Annotated in this window: 15 protein-coding genes and 1 riboswitch; of the genes, 5 read left to right on the forward strand and 10 right to left on the reverse strand. The window is 73.5% G+C overall.

Going from position 1 to position 15,889, the window contains the following annotated elements; translation table 11 throughout:
• Positions 1 to 153: 153 nt before the first annotated feature.
• On the reverse strand, positions 154 to 1,002 hold the full coding sequence (locus tag HUT06_RS38400) for a bifunctional methylenetetrahydrofolate dehydrogenase/methenyltetrahydrofolate cyclohydrolase (protein ID WP_176200199.1): 849 nt from the start codon (positions 1,000 to 1,002) through the stop codon (positions 154 to 156).
• A 57-nt stretch (positions 1,003 to 1,059) separates the two neighbouring features.
• Positions 1,060 to 1,145, reverse strand: a riboswitch (ZMP/ZTP riboswitch).
• An 82-nt stretch (positions 1,146 to 1,227) separates the two neighbouring features.
• Here HUT06_RS38400 and HUT06_RS38405 point away from each other — a divergent pair.
• Positions 1,228 to 1,821: a GNAT family N-acetyltransferase gene (locus HUT06_RS38405; RefSeq protein WP_176200200.1), complete on the forward strand. Its 594-nt coding sequence runs from the start codon at positions 1,228 to 1,230 to the stop codon at positions 1,819 to 1,821.
• A 16-nt stretch (positions 1,822 to 1,837) separates the two neighbouring features.
• Here the strand turns inward: HUT06_RS38405 and HUT06_RS38410 are convergent, their stop codons facing one another.
• From HUT06_RS38410 to purN, 3 genes are all read right to left on the reverse strand, one after another.
• Positions 1,838 to 2,014: a hypothetical protein gene (locus tag HUT06_RS38410; RefSeq protein ID WP_176200201.1), complete on the reverse strand. Its 177-nt coding sequence runs from the start codon at positions 2,012 to 2,014 to the stop codon at positions 1,838 to 1,840.
• A 154-nt stretch (positions 2,015 to 2,168) separates the two neighbouring features.
• On the reverse strand, positions 2,169 to 3,734 hold the full coding sequence (purH, locus tag HUT06_RS38415) for a bifunctional phosphoribosylaminoimidazolecarboxamide formyltransferase/IMP cyclohydrolase (RefSeq protein WP_217711616.1): 1,566 nt from the start codon (positions 3,732 to 3,734) through the stop codon (positions 2,169 to 2,171).
• Positions 3,715 to 4,389, reverse strand: a complete 675-nt coding sequence (gene purN, locus HUT06_RS38420; RefSeq protein ID WP_176200203.1) for a phosphoribosylglycinamide formyltransferase — start codon at positions 4,387 to 4,389, stop codon at positions 3,715 to 3,717. The genes purH and purN overlap by 20 nt, the downstream gene beginning before the upstream one ends.
• Before the next feature lie 133 nt (positions 4,390 to 4,522).
• Between purN and HUT06_RS38425 the strand changes: the two genes are divergently transcribed.
• Positions 4,523 to 4,993 (forward strand): hypothetical protein, encoded by a 471-nt coding sequence (locus HUT06_RS38425; RefSeq protein ID WP_176200204.1) that lies wholly within the window; start codon positions 4,523 to 4,525, stop codon positions 4,991 to 4,993.
• A gap of 16 nt (positions 4,994 to 5,009) precedes the next feature.
• Here the strand turns inward: HUT06_RS38425 and HUT06_RS38430 are convergent, their stop codons facing one another.
• From HUT06_RS38430 to sucC, 3 genes are all read right to left on the reverse strand, one after another.
• On the reverse strand, positions 5,010 to 6,857 hold the full coding sequence (locus tag HUT06_RS38430) for a DUF6350 family protein (protein WP_254715611.1): 1,848 nt from the start codon (positions 6,855 to 6,857) through the stop codon (positions 5,010 to 5,012).
• A gap of 168 nt (positions 6,858 to 7,025) precedes the next feature.
• Positions 7,026 to 7,913: a succinate--CoA ligase subunit alpha gene (sucD, locus tag HUT06_RS38435; RefSeq protein ID WP_176200205.1), complete on the reverse strand. Its 888-nt coding sequence runs from the start codon at positions 7,911 to 7,913 to the stop codon at positions 7,026 to 7,028.
• A gap of 2 nt (positions 7,914 to 7,915) precedes the next feature.
• Entirely contained in the window at positions 7,916 to 9,094 is a 1,179-nt protein-coding gene (gene sucC, locus HUT06_RS38440; protein ID WP_176200206.1) for an ADP-forming succinate--CoA ligase subunit beta, read from the reverse strand.
• Positions 9,095 to 9,393: 299 nt separating this feature from the next.
• Here sucC and HUT06_RS38445 point away from each other — a divergent pair, with 299 nt between their 5' ends.
• Complete coding sequence (locus HUT06_RS38445; RefSeq protein ID WP_254715612.1) at positions 9,394 to 10,983, forward strand: glycoside hydrolase family 15 protein; 1,590 nt, start codon at positions 9,394 to 9,396, stop codon at positions 10,981 to 10,983.
• Between the two features lie 14 nt (positions 10,984 to 10,997).
• Here HUT06_RS38445 and HUT06_RS38450 read toward each other — a convergent pair whose 3' ends face one another.
• Positions 10,998 to 11,765 (reverse strand): TSUP family transporter, encoded by a 768-nt coding sequence (locus HUT06_RS38450; RefSeq protein WP_176200207.1) that lies wholly within the window; start codon positions 11,763 to 11,765, stop codon positions 10,998 to 11,000.
• 66 nt (positions 11,766 to 11,831) lie between these two features.
• Entirely contained in the window at positions 11,832 to 12,374 is a 543-nt protein-coding gene (locus HUT06_RS38455; RefSeq protein WP_176200208.1) for a GNAT family N-acetyltransferase, read from the reverse strand.
• A gap of 49 nt (positions 12,375 to 12,423) precedes the next feature.
• Between HUT06_RS38455 and HUT06_RS38460 the strand changes: the two genes are divergently transcribed.
• Both HUT06_RS38460 and HUT06_RS38465 read left to right on the forward strand, forming a co-directional pair.
• The gene (locus HUT06_RS38460) at positions 12,424 to 13,056 is read left to right on the forward strand and encodes a TetR/AcrR family transcriptional regulator (protein ID WP_176200209.1); all 633 of its coding nucleotides are present in this window, start codon (positions 12,424 to 12,426) and stop codon (positions 13,054 to 13,056) included.
• Entirely contained in the window at positions 13,053 to 13,547 is a 495-nt protein-coding gene (locus tag HUT06_RS38465) for a MaoC family dehydratase (RefSeq protein ID WP_176200210.1), read from the forward strand. Before HUT06_RS38460 ends, HUT06_RS38465 begins: the two co-directional genes overlap by 4 nt.
• A gap of 42 nt (positions 13,548 to 13,589) precedes the next feature.
• Here HUT06_RS38465 and pcrA read toward each other — a convergent pair whose 3' ends face one another.
• On the reverse strand, positions 13,590 to 15,845 hold the full coding sequence (pcrA, locus tag HUT06_RS38470; protein ID WP_176200211.1) for a DNA helicase PcrA: 2,256 nt from the start codon (positions 15,843 to 15,845) through the stop codon (positions 13,590 to 13,592).
• Positions 15,846 to 15,889: the final 44 nt, after the last annotated feature.

Below are 15,889 nucleotides of genomic sequence, written 5' to 3' on the forward strand. Positions count from 1 at the left end.
CGGTCGCCCTCCCGGCAGCGCGCAACATGAGGGCGATCGCTTGACCCCCGCGGGGCCGCGCAGGTGACGGCGCGGCTCCGGCCGGGAAACGTGCAGGGGCCGCCGCCTCGGTGCTGGGGCGGCGGCCCTCGCGGTGCCGCCGGGAAGAGTGCGTCAGAGGCTCTGCTCGGCGGCCTCGACGACGTTCGCGAGCAGCATGGCGCGGGTCATCGGGCCGACGCCGCCGGGGTTGGGCGCGACCCAGCCGGCCACGTCGCGGACGTCGGCGGCGACGTCCCCGGCGAGCTTGCCGTCCACCCGGGACACGCCCACGTCCAGGACGGCGGCGCCGGGCTTGACCATGTCGGCGGTGATCAGACCGGGGACGCCGGCGGCGGCCACGACGATGTCGGCGGCGCGGGTGTGCGCGGCGAGGTCGCGGGTGGCGGTGTGGCAGAGCGTCACGGTCGCGTTCTCGGTGCGGCGGGTCAGCAGCAGGCCGAGCGACCGCCCGACCGTGATGCCGCGGCCGACGACGGTGACCTCGGCGCCCTTGATCGGGACGTCGAAGCGGCGCAGCAGCTCGATGATGCCCTTCGGCGTGCAGGGCAGCGGGCCCGGCTGCATCAGCACGAGCCGCCCCAGGTTCGTCGGGTGCAGGCCGTCGGCGTCCTTGGCCGGGTCGATGCGCTCCAGCACGCGCTGCTCGTCCAGGCCCTTCGGCAGCGGGAGCTGGACGATGTAGCCGGTGCAGGCCGGGTCGGCGTTCAGCTCGGCGACGGCCCGCTCGACGTCGTCCTGGATGGCGGTGGCGGGCAGGTCGCGGCGGATGCTCTCGATCCCGACCTCGGCGCAGTCGCGGTGCTTCATGTTGACGTAGGAGTGGCTGCCCGGGTCGTCGCCGACCAGCACCGTGCCGAGCCCGACGGACACACCGCGGTCGCGGAGCGCCTCGACGCGCACCTTGAGGTTCGAGCGGATCTCGGCGGCCGTGGCCTTGCCGTCCAGAATCTGTGCCGTCATGCGTTCCTCCGCGTGGATCTCGCCGTAGGGCCCGCGGGACCGGGCCCGGCTCACGGTCCCGTCCACCCAGGCGCGCGGTGTCCGGACTGTCGTTCGCTCCCCGGTGGTGATCCACCTTGCCTGCGCCAGTCGCGTGAAACCCCATGGTAACGGTCGAGTGGCACGCGGAAATCGGCACGAAGTGGCCCTGCCGGTGCCCGTTCCCCGCCTTCTACCGTCGTGCGCATGAGCGACGCATGGTTCGAACGGCCCGTCCTGACCGGGCAGTACGTGCGGCTGGAGCCGCTGTCCCCCGCGCACGCCGAGGGACTGTTCGAGGCGTCGAAGGACCCGGAGGTGTGGGCCTGGCTGAACGAGCCGCAGCCGGCGACGGCCGGGGAGATGGGCGTTCTCGTCGACAGGGCGCTGGCCGACTGCGAGCGCCGCGTGCGGCTCCCCTGGGTCCAGATCGACGCCGCGACCGGGGAGGTCGCCGGGACGACGTCCTACTACGAGGTCGCGCCGTCCCACCGGGGGCTGTGCATCGGCCACACCTGGCTCGGCGCGCGCTGGCACCGGACGGGTCTCAACACGGAGGCGAAGCTGCTCCTGCTCGGGCGGGCCTTCGACGAGCTGGGCGCGATCAGGGTCGGCTGGCACACGCACGTCCGGAACGAGCGGTCGCGGGCGGCGATCGAGCGGCTCGGCGCGGCGTTCGAGGGCGTCCACCGCAAGCACCGGATCCGGCCGGACGGGTCGGTCCGGGACACCGCCGTGTACGGGATGACGGACGACGAGTGGCCCGCCGCCGCCGGGGCTTTGCGGGCGCGGCTGCGCTAGCGAGGTGCCGGCTGCGCTAGTCCTCCGAGCGCTGGCGCCAGGCGAGGACGCGGTCGGTGCCGTGCCAGCCGAGCTGGGCGGCCAGGACGGCGGCCAGGAACGCGGCGACCAGCCCGATCACCTGGCGGGAGTCCATCAGCAGCGAGTCGACCAGGTACACCGAGCGCAGCATCGCGGCGAGCAGCACGTCCATCGCGCCTCCAACGGGGAACGCCCGCGCCCGGGGGCCAGGGGAGGTCGTGAGGGGAGGCGCGGTCCGGGCCGAGGCTACCCGCCCGGAAAAGTAAAGCGGACGACGGCAAACCCGGTGCGGCACGTGTTCCGTGCCACACCGGGCGAACCACCTGTCAGTGGAAGAAGTGCCGGACGCCGGTGAAGTACAGGGCGATCCCGGCCTTCTCCGCCGCCTCGATCACCTTGTCGTCGTTGACGGACCCGCCGGGCTCGACGATCGCCTTCACGCCCGCCACGGTCAGCACCTCCAGGCCGTCCGGGAAGGGGAAGAACGCGTCGGACGCGCCCACGGCGGACGCGGCGCGCTCCGCGCCGGCCCGCGCGACCGCGAGCTTGGCGGAGTCGACCCGGTTGACCTGGCCCATGCCGACGCCGACGGTCGCGCCGTCCGCGGCCAGCAGGATCGCGTTGGACTTGACCGAGCGGATCGCCCGCCACGCGAACGCCAGGTCGCGCAGCGTCGCCTCGTCCACGGCCTCGCCGGTCTTCAGCTCCCAGGTGGACGGGTCGTCGCCGGGCGCGTCCACGGCGTCGACGCCCTGCACCAGGAGGCCGCCGTCGATGCGCCGGTGCTCGACCGCGCCGGCCGGGGCGTCCGGGCAGACCAGCAGCCGGACGTTCTTGAACCGGTCCTTCAGGACGGTGACGGCCTCGTCGTCGAAGGACGGGGCGATCACGACCTCGGCGAAGCTCTCGGTGACCTGCCGGGCCATCGCGGCGGTGACCGGGCGGTTCGCCGCGATCACGCCGCCGTAGGCGGAGACGGGGTCGCAGGCGTGCGCCTTGCGGTGCGCCTCGGCGATGTCGGCGCCGACCGCGATGCCGCACGGGTTGGCGTGCTTGATGATCGCGACGCAGGGCTCGGTGAAGTCGTAGGCGGCGCGGCGGGCGGCGTCGGTGTCCACGTAGTTGTTGTAGGACATCTCCTTGCCGTACAGCTGCTCCGCGCCCGCCAGCCCGGTCTCGCCCGGGGAGCGGTACAGGGCGGCGCGCTGGTGCGGGTTCTCGCCGTACCGGAGGGTGTTCGAGCGCTCCCAGGTGGCGCCGAGGAAGTCGGGCCAGTTCGTCTCGGCGGCGGTCTCGTCGGGGGCGTAGGCGCTCGCGAACCAGGAGGCCACGGCCACGTCGTAGGACGCGGTGTGCGCGAACGCCTGCGCGGCGAGGCGGCGCCGCTCCTCCAGGGTGAAGCCGCCGGCCTTCACCGCGTCCAGGACCGTCCCGTAGGCGGACGGGTCGACGACGACGGAGACGCTCGCGTGGTTCTTCGCGGCGGCGCGCACCATGGTCGGGCCGCCGATGTCGATCTGCTCGACGCACTCGTCCGGCTTCGCGCCCGAGTTCACGGTGTCGGCGAACGGGTACAGGTTCGCGACCACCAGGTCGAACGGCTCCACGGCGAGGTCGTCGAGCTGCTGGAGGTGGTCCTCCTTGCGGCGGTCGGCGAGCAGCCCCGCGTGGATCCTGGGGTGCAGGGTCTTGACCCGGCCGTCCAGGCACTCGGGGAACCCGGTGAGCTTCTCCACCTTCATCACCGGGACGCCGGCGGCGGAGATCCGGCCGGCCGTCGACCCGGTCGAGACGATCTCCACCCCCGCCTCGTGGAGGCCGCGGGCCAGCTCCTCCAGCCCGGACTTGTCGTACACGCTGATCAGCGCGCGCTTAATCGCCACCCGACTCACCGGCCGAGCTCCCCTCATGGTCGTCGGAAGATTCACCACAGGTCCTGCACTTCATCGAGACCCGCCTGCCGCGCGTGGTCCAGCCGTCGCGGGCGAGGCGTCCGACGACGTCGACGAGGAGCCGGCGCTCCACCCGCTTGATGCGCTCGTGCAGGGAGTCTTCGTCGTCATGCCAGCCCACGGGGACGGTCTCCTGGGCGATGACGGGTCCGGTGTCCACGCCTTCGTCGACGAAGTGAACCGTACAGCCCGTGACCTTCACGCCGTAGGCCAGGGCGTCCCGTACGGCGTGCGCGCCGGGGAACGAGGGCAGCAGCGCGGGATGGGTGTTGACCGTCCGGCCGCCGAACCGGGCCAGGAACCGGGGCCCGAGGATCTTCATGAAGCCGGCGGAGACGACGAGGTCGGGCTCGTGCTTCGCGACGGCCTCGGTGAGCGCCGCGTCCCACTCCTCGCGGGACGGGAAATCCGGGATGCAGACCGTAAAAGTGGGCAACCCCACACGTTCCGCTCGCTCGGTTCCGCCGATACCGGGGCGGTCCGCCCCCACGGCAACGACTTCGGCACCGTAGGCTGGATCCGCGCACGCGTCGAGCAGCGCTTGTAGGTTGGTCCCCGCGCCGGAGACGAGGACGACGAGCCGGGCGGACACCATGACTCCCCGGTGGACGTTGACGGGATGTGCGGCCACCACGAAGCCTATCGGGCCGGTTCGGCGCCGCTTCACCGCAGATCCGCCCAGATCGAACGGGCGGTTCCACATCGCACGGGCCAGGAGGAGACCAAGAGTGAGCGAGCAGCAGGGCCGCGAGGCCCGTCCCGAGGACCGCCCGGACGGGCGGCCGGCGGGAGAGCCGCCCGCGGGGCCGTCGCAGGCGCGGCAGGCCGGCGTGCGGGCCCTGTGGCTCGGCGGCATCGCGCTGCTGACCGCCCTGTTCTTCTACCCGCTCGGCCTCGTGCTCGGCGTCGCCGCCGTCGTCGTCGGGATCCGGGCCCGCCGGCAGGCCCGCGCGACCCGCGACACCGTGCCCGGCGCCGTCCCCGGCATGGTGATGGGCGCCATCGGCCTCGGCATGTCGCTGGTGATGGTCGCCCTGGCGGTCTTCCTGCGCACGGAGTTCAGCGGCTACTGGGACTGCGTCAACGCCGCCAACACCCACACCGACCGCCAGGTGTGCCAGGACGAGTACTACCCGAAGATCGAGAAGAAGCTCGACCTGCCGCCCGGCTGGATGGACGAGTACGGGCACCTGCTCTGACCTCAAGCGGGCCCGGCTACTCGTCCCGCTCGGGCTCCTCGCGCAGGACGTAGATCGCGCCGCCCCGGTTCTCGGTGCGGTTCGGGTCCGCGCGGGGCGGCGGGACGGCGCGGCGCGGCTCCGCCGGCTCGGGTTCGGGCTCGTCCACGAGGTGGCCCTCGACGACGATCGTGCCGTCGCCCGACGGCCCCACCGGGCCAGGTTCCGGTTCCGGGTCGGGCGCGGGGGCGGGCGCGGGCGCGGGCGCGGGCCGCTCCTCGGCCAGGTCCGGTAGCGGGGCGGCGCGCCGCCGGGGCCGCCGCGGCGCGAGGACGGGCTCGGCCTCCTCGAACTCCAGCGGATCGGGCGCGTGCGGGGCCCGCGGCGCCGCCTCCTCGGCGGCGGGCCGCGCCAGCGGGTCGTAGTCGCCGGGGACGGGCGCCGACAGCGGCACCGCCACCGGCTCCGGCCGGACGGCGGGCCTCTTCGCCTTCGGCCGCTTGGCCTTCTTCGCGGCCTTCCGCGGAGCCTTCCTGGGCTCGCGCGCGGGACGGCGCAGCACCATCCAGTTCGCCACCCACGCGGCGATCGCCGCCGAGATCCCCACCTCCAGGGCCGCCAGCAGCCCCACCTGCCAGGCGGACGGCCCCACGGTCGCCATCCGGCCGCCGCCGAGCGGCCCGCCCGACAGCGCGCTGAGCAGCGCCGCGACGGCACCGGTCAGCGCCCCCGACAGGAACCCCCACAGCGGCGCGCCCTCCGCCACCGGGCTCGGCAGCGACCGGATCGTGAGGGTGCCGCCGACCGCGCCCGCGACGAACGGCGCGGCCAGCGCGAGCAGCGACAGCGCGGGCGCCGGGCCCGGCTGCGGCAGCGCCGCGAGCGGCGGGAACGCGGGCACGGCGTCCAGGAAGACCCCGGTCGGGGAGACGCTCGTCCCGGCGCCGACCGAGAAGCCCGGCCCAACCGCGTACGCCATCCCCCAGATCACCGCGTTCGGCAGGAACGCCAGCTCGACCAGCAGCAGCAGGACGCCGCCGACGACGCCGGGGGCGAGCATGCCGTACAGGTCGTCGGCCGCCGCGATGTTCATGGCGAGCGCCACGCCCACGAGCACCGCGCCCGACGCGAGCAGCACGCCGAGCGCGCCCGCGACCCCGATCACCAGCGAGCGGGGCCGCTCGGGCAGCAGCCGCAGCAGCGCGCCGAGCCCGGACCTGACCCGCCGTCCGCGCGCCTCGGCCGCGACCTGCGCGGCGACCACGGCGCGCGCGGCGCCGAGGCCGCCCGCGATGACGGCGACGAGGAAGCAGCCGATGAGCGCCTGCCAGGCCGGCGACCGCACCTCGTCGGAGGAGGCCGCGAGCGCGAGCAGGGCGGCCAGCGCCGCGTACGGCACGGCCAGCGCGGCGGCGACGTGCACGACCGCGATGCGCGGGCGCCGCCGCAGCCCCGCGACGCGGATCATCCAGCCGCCGCCCCGGTACAGCAGCACGCCGGGCAGGACGAGCACGCCGAGCGGCAGCAGCCCGACCCGCCCCTGCCCGTAGGAGAAGCCCGCGTGGTGGGCGACGAGCCAGAAGTTCACGGCCGTCCGGAACACCCCGGACATGCCGTTGCCCATCGCGGTCTTCGGTGCCGCGATCCACCCGATGAGCGTGATCGTGGTGAGCACGGCGAGGCCGATGCCGACGCACCACAGCGCCGCGACCAGCCCCGTCACGTACAGCGGCCGGGCGGCCTGCGCCGCCGTCCGCTCCCGGTCGGCCTCCCCGTCGGCCTCGGGGGCCGCGCCGCCACCGCCGGCGCGGCCGGTCTCGCTCTTCGCCGGCGCGTCCGTCGCCGGCCGCCGCTGCGGACGCCGCCCGGGGGTCTTGTCGCTCACCGGTCCATGCTGGCACCACGCCGGGCCGCGCCCCGTCCGCCCGCCCGGCGTGTCGCCTTTGTCATCGGGCCGTGGCGAATGCGGCCGGGGGCCGGACGCGAAAGGACGCCCGGGCCGCCGGGGCGGCTCGGGCGTCCTTTCGGTGGTCCCGCGAAGATCAGCTGAAGGTCAGAGCTTCTGCATGATCTCCCGCATGAGGACGGCCGTCTCGCTCGGGGTCTTGCCGACCCGGACGCCGACCTTCTCCAGGGCCTCCTTCTTCGCCTGCGCGGTGCCGGCGGAGCCGGACACGATCGCGCCCGCGTGGCCCATGGTCTTGCCCTCGGGGGCGGTGAACCCGGCGACGTAGCCGACGACCGGCTTGGTCACGTGCTGCTCGATGTAGGCGGCGGCGCGCTCCTCGGCGTCGCCCCCGATCTCACCGATCATCACGATGGCGTCGGTGTCCGGGTCGTCCTGGAACGCCTGGAGGGCATCGATGTGGGTGGTCCCGATGACGGGGTCGCCGCCGATGCCGACGCACGTCGTGAAGCCGATGTCGCGCAGCTCGTACATCATCTGGTATGTCAGCGTCCCGGACTTGGACACCAGGCCGATGCGGCCGGGCGTCGTGATGTCGGCCGGGATGATGCCGGCGTTCGACTTGCCGGGGGAGGCGATGCCGGGGCAGTTCGGCCCGATGATGCGGGTCTTGTTGCCCTTCTTCTCGGCGTACGCCCAGAAGTGCGCGGTGTCGTGCACCGGGATGCCCTCGGTGATCACGACGCACAGCGGGATCTCGGCGTCGACCGCCTCGACGACGGCGTCCTTGGTGAACTTCGGCGGGACGAAGACGACCGACACGTCCGCGCCGGTCTGCTCCATGGCCTCCTTGACGGTGCCGAACACCGGGAGGGAGGTGCCGTCGAAGTCGACCGTCTGGCCGGCCTTGCGGGCGTTCACGCCGCCGACGACCTGGGCGCCGGAGGCGAGCATCCGGCGGCCGTGCTTGGTGCCCTCGGAGCCGGTGATGCCCTGCACGATGATCTTGCTGTTCTCGGTGAGCCAGATGGCCATGCTCATGCACCTGCCGCTGCGAGTTCGGCGGCGCGCTTGGCCGCTTCGTCCATGGTCTCGACCTGCTGGACGCCGGGCAGCGCCGCGTCGCTGAGGATCTTGCGGCCGAGCTCGGCGTTGTTGCCGTCGAGCCGGACGACGAGGGGCCGGTCGACGGCCTCGCCGCGGTCGGCCAGCAGCTGGTAGGCCGAGACGATGCCGTTGGCGACGGCGTCGCAGGCCGTGATGCCGCCGAAGACGTTCACGAACACCGACTTGACGGCGGCGTCGGACAGCACGATCTCCAGCCCGTTCGCCATCACCTCGGCGGACGCGCCGCCGCCGATGTCGAGGAAGTTGGCGGGCTTCTGGCCGTCGAACTGCTCGCCCGCGTAGGCGACGACGTCGAGGGTGGACATGACCAGGCCCGCGCCGTTGCCGATGATGCCGACGCTGCCGTCGAGCTTCACGTAGTTGAGGTCCTTGGCCTTGGCCGCGGCCTCCAGCGGGTCGGCGGCGGCCTTGTCCTCGTACTTCTCGTGGTCCTGGCGGAACCCGGCGTTGTCGTCCAGGGTGACCTTGCCGTCGAGGGCCTTCACCTGGCCGTCGGCGGTGAGGATCATCGGGTTCACCTCGACGAGGGAGGCGTCCTCGTCGGTGAACACGGCCCACAGCCGCTCGATCAGCTCGGCGGCGCCGTCCAGGGCCTCCTGGGGCAGCCGGCCCTGCTCGGCGATCGCGCGGGCCTTGGCCCGGTCGACGCCGTCCAGCGGGGAGACCGGGACCATCGCCAGCCGGTCGTGCGGCACCTCCTCGATCTCCACGCCGCCCTCGACGGAGCAGATGGAAAGGAAGGTGCGGTTGGCGCGGTCGAGCAGGAAGGAGAAGTAGTACTCCTGCGCGATCGCGCTGCCCTCCTCGATCAGGACCTTGTGGACCGTGTGGCCCTTGATGTCCATGCCGAGGATCTGGCCGGCGAGCGTCTCCGCCTCGTCGGCCGTGTCGGCCAGCTTCACACCGCCGGCCTTGCCGCGGCCACCGGTCTTCACCTGGGCCTTGACCACGACCTTCTTGCTGCCCGCGGAGAACAGCTCCTCCGCGATGGCGCGCGCTTCCTGGGGAGTATGGGCGACCTTGCCGGTGGGCACCGGTACCCCGTACTCGGCGAAGAGTTCCTTCGCCTGATGTTCGAACAGGTCCACGAGGGCGTCCTTAACGGATCGACAGCCAAAGACCACACGAGTCGGCGATCTACACGGGTTTCCGTGCGGCCGGCACTCTGCGGTCCGCTCCGTCGATGCAGCCTAGTCAACCCGCCTACATGGTGATGCCGCCGGGTCCATATGTCACCGATAGTTCTCGTCGGCGGCACGTGCGGCGGGGCCCGAGGTGTCTCATCCTGAGGGGTGGGCACGTAGTGGCTCGTGAGGAGGATGAACCAATTGACGTAGTTTGATGTACTTATTTCGCTGCGGTGGGCTGTGGCGAAGGGGGCGAACGGATGGCGATGGCGGAGGAACAGGACGCGTCCGTCACGGCCTCCGTCCGAGCGCGGCCCGCTCCCGGCGTGCCCGGCGTGCCCGGCGTGCCCGGCGTGCCCGGCGCTTCGGGCGCTTCCGGCGCTCCCGCCGTGCCGCCGGCGCGGCGCGGGCCCGACCACCGCGGCGCCGGACGGCGGAACCCCGTCTCCCGCCGGCGGTCGGGCGCCCGCAAGGTCCGCCGCGCCACCGCCCTGCTGCTCATCGCCGCGCTCATCGCGACCGGCGGCGCCACGGCCCCCGAACCGTCCAGCGGCTCCGGCTGGGCGAGCCCAGGCCTCGTCGGCGGGGGCGGCTGGCCGTTCGCCGGCGTCCCGCTCTCTCCCGAGCAGGCCGAGGGGGCCGCCTACCTGCCGGACAGCTCCGTCGTCCGGCTCGCGGACGGGCGCGTGCGGCTGATCCCGTCCGGCGGCGACACGCCCATCACGGTGGACGCGTCCGACCCGCGCGTCGGCAGGGCCGTCCGGTCCGACAACGCCTGGCTCGCGCAGGGCACCGTCCCGACCGGCGGGCAGGGCCAGACCTACCGCGACATGGCGGCGCGCGCGCTGCTCGACCTGCGTCTCCTCACACGTCCGAACGGGGCGTCACTGGCGTCCTGGTACAGCAAGTGGCGGTACTCCTGGCCGCGCGACTCCGCGTTCACCGTCGCCGCGTTCACCGTCACCGGGCACCCGTCGGAGGCCCGGCGCGTCCTGCGCTTCCTGGCGCGCGCGCAGAGCGACAACGGCATGTGGGCCGCGCGCTACAACGCCGACGGAACGGCGGTCACCGACGGCCGCGCCCCGCAGCTCGACTCGCTCGGCTGGGTGCTGTGGGCGGCCTGGTTCTACCGGGTGCAGACCGGCGCGCCGGACGAGCTGCCCGACCTGTGGCCGATGGTGCGGCGCGCCGCCGACCACCTGACCCGATCGCTGGACGCCGAGGGGCTGCCGCCCGCCTCGTCCGACTACTGGGAGCGCGACCCCGGCCGCGAGCAGGACCCGCGCCGCCCCACGCTCGGCGTCGTCGGTCCCGTGCTGGCGGGCCTGCGGGCCGCCGCCGACCTCGCGCGGATGCGCGGCGAGCCCGGCAGGTCCGCGCAGTGGCAGAGCGCGGCGCAGCGGGTCTCCGACGCCGTGGCCAGGCAGTTCGCGCCCTACGGCTACCCGCGCTCGCCCGTCCCCGGCGGGCTGATGGACACCTCGGTGACGTTCCTCGCCGCGCCGTTCGCCCCGGACGACCCCGAGGTCACCGCCGCGATCGGCGACGCCGCGCGCAAGCAGGCGCTGCCGAACGGGGGCGTGCTGCCGGGCGAGCGCTGGTCCGGCACCCCGGACGTCGCCTGGACCCCGGAGACGGCCCTGTTCGGGCTGAACGCCGCCGCGTCGGGCCGGACGGAGGAGGCGCTCTCCCGGCTGAGCTGGCTCGCGGCGCACCGCACGTCCCTCGGTGTCCTGCCGGAGAAGGTCGGCCCGACCGGCAAGCCCGCCGGCCCGGCGCCGCTCGGCTGGACGGCGTCCCTCGTGCTGCTCAGCCTGTCGGCGCTGGAGCACCCGCTGCCCGTCCCCTAGCCGAACCGCTCGCGCTAGCCGAACTGCTCGTAGGCGAGTTTCGCCACCAGCGCGCCGACCACGCAGAGCAGGACGACGCGGACGAAGCCCGCGCCGCGCTTGATCGCCATGCGCGCGCCGAGCTGCGCGCCGACCGCGTTGGCCACCGCCATGCCCAGCCCGACCGCCCACAGCACGTGCCCCTGCGCCGCGAAGACGACCAGCGCCCCGAGGTTGGTGCAGGCGTTGATGATCTTCGAGGTGGCGGACGCGTCCACGAAGTCCATGCCGAGCAGCGCGGTGAACGCCACGACCAGGAACGTCCCGGTGCCGGGCCCGACGAGCCCGTCGTAGAAGGCGATGGCGACGCCCGGGACGAGCACCGCGGCGGCGACCCGGCGGCGGGTCCGCAGCACCAGCCGCGGCGCCCGGCCGAGATCGGGCTTCAGCACCACGATCGCGGCCACCGACAGCAGCACGACCATGATGACCGGTTTGAGGACGTCCGAGGAGATCACCGTCGCGCACAGCGCCCCGCCCGCCGCGCAGCACACCGCGAGCACCCCCGCCGGGACGGCGACGCGGACGTCCGGCTTGGCCTTGCGCGCGTAGGCGACGGCCGCGGACGCCGTGCCCGCGATCGAGCCGAGCTTGTTGGTGGCGAGCGCCGCCGCGACCGGCTGCCCCGGGGCGGCCAGCAGCAGCGCGGGCAGCTGGATCAGCCCGCCCCCGCCCACCACCGCGTCGACCCAGCCGGCCGCGACGGCGGCGGCCAGCAGCATGAGCACCTGCTCGGCGTGCACGGGGGCTCCCGGGGGTAAGGAGTGAAGCTGAGATCACTGGTTACCCTATCGGCCGCTCCGGGGGCGTTACGAGGCCCACTCGTCGGCGAGGACGGCCCAGACCTCGACGTCCCGGCGCTCGCCGTCCAGCAGGAACGCCTGCCGGTGCACGCCCTCGCACGTCATGCCGAGGCGCTTCGCGACCGCCGCGCTGGCCGTGTTGCGCGGGTCGCAGAGCCACTCGACCCGGTGCAGCCCCCGCACGCCGAACGCCCAGTCGATCATGTGGCGGACGGCCGTCGTGATCAGCCCCCGCCCGCGCGCCCCCGCCGCGAGCCACACGCCCGCCTCGCAGGTGCCCTGACCGGCGTCGAACGTGCGGAAGACGGTCCCGCCCTGGAGGACGCCGTCGACCCAGATGCCGTAGATGCGCCCCCGGTCGGCGGCCTGCTTCTCCGCGTACGCCTGAAGCAGGGTGCGGGCCGTCACCTCGTCCACGACCGTCCGGGCCCAGGGGATGTAGTCCTCGATGTCGGCGCGGACCGCCCGCGCGTGCTCGGCGAACTCCGCCGCCTGCCACGGTTCCAGCGGACGGAGCTCGGCGCCGTCGGCGAGCGTGAGAGCGAACATCGGACCTCCCGGGGGTACATACCGAACGTTTGTTATGTACTCTACGGGGATGCCCGCCCGAGGTGATCACGACGCCCGCCGCCGGGACGTGTCCGAGGCCGTCTGGCGCGTCCTCGCCGAGCACGGCTTCGGCGGGCTGACGCTGCGCGCCGTCGCGGCGGAGATGGGCGCCTCCACCGGCCTGCTCACCCACTACTTCCCGAACAAGAGGGCCCTCGTCGCGCACGCCCTCGACGTGGCCGACGAGCGCACCGCGAACCGCCCCCTCCGCACCGCGCGGCCGGGCCTGCCCGCCCTGCGCGCCGCGCTCCTGGACGTCCTGTGCCTCACCCCCGACGCCACGGCCATGAACCGCGTGTGGGTCAGTTCCTGGGACGTCTCGCTCGCCGACCCCGGCCTCGCGGCCCGCCAGCGGGACCGCTACGCCGGCTGGCGCGACCGCCTGCGCCCGCACGCGCAGGCGGCGGTCGCCCGCGGCGAACTGCCCGGCTCCCGCGCCGTGGACGACATCGTCGCGTCCGCCGCAGCCTTCGCGCACGGGCTCGTCGTGCACGCCCTGTTCGACCCCGCCGGCTACCCGCCCGACCGCCAGATCGCCATGCTCGACGGCTTCCTGGCGGCCCTGGCGGCCCCGCCCCCGGACTCCCCGGCGGACTCGGGACGCGCGATGCTGGGGTCATGACGATCAGCACGCGGGCCCTCGGCGCCGACTTCCCCACCCCGATCGACGACCGGTACTTCGAGGACTACAAGGAGGGCTCGGTCTACGAGTACGGCCACGTCGCCCCGGACGAGGCCGAGATCATCGAGTTCGCCCGCCGGTTCGACCCGCAGCCGATCCACATCGACCGGGAGTTCGCCGAAACCGGCCCGTTCGCGGGCATCATCGCGAGCGGCTGGCACACCGGCTCGATCATGATGCGGCTGTTCGCCGACCACTTCCTGTCGCGGGTCGCGAGCCTCGCCTCCCCCGGCGTGGACGAGCTGCGCTGGCCGGCCCCCGTCCGCCCCGGCGACAGCCTCCGGCTGCGCGTCGCCGTCCTGGAGGCCCGCCCGTCCCGCTCCAAGCCCGACCGCGGCATCGTCCGCACCCGGGCCGAACTGCTCAACCAGGACGACCAGACCGTCCTGCACACGCTCCCCATGAACCTTCTCCGCCGCCGCCCCGCCTGACCGGGAGCCGGGGCGCGCGGCCGGGGCGGCCGCGCGGGCGGGTCAGAGCTTGTCGATGGTGGCGAAGCGGAGGACGAGCGTGCGGACGCCGTACTCGCCGCCGAAGTCGATGCTGGCCTTCTCGCCCCGGTCGTAGACCGAGACGACGGTGCCGAGGCCGAAGGCGTCGTGGGTGACCTTGTCGCCCGGGGACAGGGACGGGACGGGTCGGTTCCCGGGCGAGCGGGTGCCCGGCCGCTGCGCCATGCGCGACATCGCCGGGCTGGACGTCGAGGACGCCTCGCGCTCCCATTCGAGGAGGCTGTTCGGGACCTCGCCGAGGAACCGGGACGGCGGGTTCACCTGCGGCGCGCCCCACGAGCTGCGCATCGCGGCCCGGGAGACGTACAGCCGCTGCCGGGCGCGGGTGATGCCCACGTAGGCGAGGCGGCGCTCCTCTTCGAGCTCCTTGGGGTTGCTCATGGCGCGCAGGTGCGGGAAGACGCCGTCCTCCATGCCGGTGAGGAACACCACCGGGAATTCGAGGCCCTTCGCGGTGTGCAGCGTCATCAGGGTGACGACGCCGTGGTCGCTCTCCTCGGGCTGCTCGCCCGGCGGGACGGGGCCGCCCTTGGCGCCGCCGGGGATGGAGTCGGCGTCGGCGACCAGCGCGACCTGCTCCAGGAACTCGGGGAGACGGCCCTCGGCGGACTCGCCGTCGAGGCGCTCCTCGAACTCGCGGGCGACGGCCTCCAGCTCCTGGAGGTTCTCGACGCGGGTCTCGTCCTGCGGGTCCTTGGAGTTCTGGAGCTCCTCCAGGTAGCCGCTGGCCTTGAGGACCTCGGCGATCAGGTCGGCCGGGGTGAGCGACTCGGCGGCCGTGCGCAGCTCGTCCAGCAGGGTGACGAACTCGCGGACGGCGTTGATCGAGCGGGTCGCCATGCCGGGGACGTCCTCGGGCACGCGGAGCGCCTGCCAGAACGAGATGCGCTCGCGGGACGCGTACGCCTCGACGCACGCTTCGGCACGGTCGCCGATGCCGCGCTTGGGGACGTTCAGGATGCGCCGCAGGGAGACGGTGTCCTCGGGGTTGGCGAGGCAGCGCAGGTAGGCGAGGGCGTCGCGGATCTCCTTGCGCTCGTAGAACCGGACGCCGCCGACGACCTTGTAGGGCAGCCCGACCCGGATGAACACCTCTTCGAAGACGCGCGACTGGGCGTTGGTGCGGTAGAACACGGCGACGTCGGCGGGGCGGGCGTCGCCCTCGTCGGTGAGCCGGTCTACCTCGTGGGCGACGAACGCGGCCTCGTCGTGCTCGTTGTCGGCCACATAGCCGGTGATCTTGTGGCCCTCGCCCTGGTCGGACCACAGCTTCTTGGGCTTGCGGTCGGCGTTGCGCTCGATCACCGCGTTCGCCGCGGACAGGATCGTCTGCGTGGAGCGGTAGTTCTGCTCCAGCAGGATCGTGGTGGCGTCCGGGTAGTCGCGCTCGAACTCCAGGATGTTGCGGATCGTCGCGCCGCGGAACGCGTAGATCGACTGGTCGGCGTCGCCGACGACGCACAGCTCCGCCGCACCGACCCCCTCGACCGGGGCGGTCAGCTCGCGGACGAGTTCGTACTGCGCGTGGTTGGTGTCCTGGTACTCGTCGACGAGGACGTGCCGGAACCGGCGCCGGTAGTGCTCGGCGGCCTCCGGGAAGACCTGGAGCAGGTTGACCGTCATCATGATCAGGTCGTCGAAGTCCATGGCGGCGGCCTGCTGGAGGCGCGCCTGGTACATCTCGTAGGCCTCGGCGAGCGTCTGCTCCATGTGCGTCGAGGCGCGGTTCTTGAACGTCTCGTAGTCGATCAGCTCGTTCTTCAGGTTGGACACCTGGGCGCTGAACGACTTCGGCGGGTACCGCTTCGGGTCGAGGTCGAGCTCGCGGCAGACCAGCGCCATCAGCCGGTTCGCGTCGGCCTGGTCGTAGATCGAGAAGCTCGTGGGGAAGCCGAGCCGCTTGGCCTCGCGGCGCAGGATCCGCACGCAGGCGGAGTGGAACGTCATCACCCACATGGCGCGCGAGCGCGGCCCGACGAGGGCGTCGACGCGCTCCTTCATCTCGGCGGCGGCCTTGTTGGTGAAGGTGATCGCGAGGATCTGGCCGGGGTGCACGTCCCGCTCGCCGAGCAGGTGCGCGATGCGGTGGGTGAGCACCCGGGTCTTGCCCGAGCCGGCGCCCGCGACGATCAGCAGGGGGCCGCCGGAGTGCACGACGGCGGCGCGCTGCTGCGGGTTGAGGCCATCGAGCAAGGGGTGAGCTTCGGTCTTCGACATCACGTGCGAGTCTACGGCGCGGCGCGGACGATTTCGGCGCGTCC

The organism is Actinomadura sp. NAK00032, assembly GCF_013364275.1.
Taxonomy (GTDB): domain Bacteria; phylum Actinomycetota; class Actinomycetes; order Streptosporangiales; family Streptosporangiaceae; genus Spirillospora.